The sequence below is a fragment of the Mesorhizobium sp. genome (assembly GCF_004962925.1).
Taxonomy (GTDB): domain Bacteria; phylum Pseudomonadota; class Alphaproteobacteria; order Rhizobiales; family Rhizobiaceae; genus Mesorhizobium.
On sequence record NZ_SUEO01000098.1, the window covers coordinates 7,226 to 8,890 of the forward strand.

The 1,665-nt window shown below is 65.6% G+C and carries 1 protein-coding gene; it reads left to right on the forward strand.

The genetic code is table 11. The features are described 5' to 3' along the window. The coding region (locus E5W87_RS19420) for an exodeoxyribonuclease V subunit beta (RefSeq protein ID WP_292400937.1) at nucleotides 1–1,665 on the forward strand (1,665 nt) is incomplete at both ends.

Here is a 1,665-nt window from a genome sequence, read left to right on the forward strand (position 1 = left end):
CCTTTACAGAGCTAGCAGCCAGTGAGCTGCTTTCGCGGGTGCGCGAAATTGTTGCCGATCTTGCGGTCGGCAACATCTCGACCGAGCTGCGCGTGGCGCTGCCCGGTGGCTTGTCGCAGGCGCAGCGCGACAATCTCGCCGCCGCGACCGCCGTGATCGACGAAATCACCTGCTCGACCATTCACGGCTTCTGCCAGCATCTGATAAAGCCCTATCCGGCCGAAGCCGACATCGATCCCGGCGCCGGCGTCATGGACCGCAACCAGGCCGATCTCACCTTCCTTGAGATCGTCGATGGCTGGCTGCGCGAGCGTCTGTCCGCCGATCAGGACGGCATCCTAGCCGAAATTGTGCTGCACAGCCCCAGTGAAACCGTGGCGCTCGTCCACAAGATCGCTGAGAATCTCCGCCGCTGCCGCACCCTCGCAGCGCCGCCCGTATCGCCGCTTGACGGTCATCTGACAGCCTTTCGGCAGGCGACGGCGGATTTCGCGGCCTTCATGCGCAGGGCAGCGGCGACCGAGCCGGAAACGCTCGCGATCGTCCAGCGGCTGGCCGAGATGGCGACCGCGTTGGCTGCCGGTCCTGATCCCGCGACGCCCTCCGGCCTGGTCCAGCTTCTGACCTTGCGTCCGCACCCGGATCTTTGCACCAAGGCAGGCGCTTTTGCCTCCTATCGCAAGAAGGGCAAATGGGCTGCCGCGGCGAAGCAGGCTGGCCTCTCCAAGGCCGATGGAGATCGGCTGAACGATGCAGCGGAGGTCTGCTACAACGCTTGCTGCGAGGCTTGGAGTTTGCTTCTTCAAGCCGCGGCCGGCCAGGTTCTGGAGGCGCTGATCGACGACGCGCGTCCGATCCTGCAGCGCTATCGCGACTACAAACGGGCGAGCGCCCAGCTCGACTTTGATGACCTGATCTTCGCGGCGCGCGACCTGCTGCGCGACCATAACGATGTCCGGCGCGCGCTGGGACAGCGCTTCGCGCGTGTCCTCGTCGATGAGTTCCAGGACACCGATCCCCTGCAAACCGAGATCTTCTGGCGGCTGTGCGGCGATCCGGTCGACGACGTTGACGACTGGACACGGTTCCGGATCCGGCCGGGCGCGCTGTTTCTGGTCGGCGACCCCAAGCAAGCAATCTATCGCTTCCGCGGCGCCGACGTCGGCGCCTATGTGCAGGCTCGCGATGCCTTTCGCACGCAGGACCCCGACAGCCTTCTGTCGATCTCCACCAATTTCCGTTCCTGCGCCTCGATCCTCACCTTCGTCAACGAGCGCTTCGAGGCGGTGCTCTCGGCCGATGGCCAGCCCGGTTTTACCGCTCTCGACCCTTTTCACGACGATCGCGGCGACCTGTGCGTGGCGGCCCTCGACGTGGCCGTGGCGGACGAAAACGGCAAGGCCAGCGCCGAGCGGCAGCGCGATGCCGAGGCCGATGCCATCGCCGATCTGTGCGCGCGCCTGATTGATACTCATCCGATTGTCGACCGGCGCAGTGGGACGGAACGTCCTTGCCAGGCCGGCGATATCGCTTTGCTGGCCCCGACCGGCGCAGAGCTGTGGCGCTATGAGGAGGCGCTCGAACGTCGCGGCATTCCGGTGGCGACACAAGCCGGCAAGGGTCTCTTCCGCCGCCAGGAAATCCAGGACCTGATCGCGCTGACCC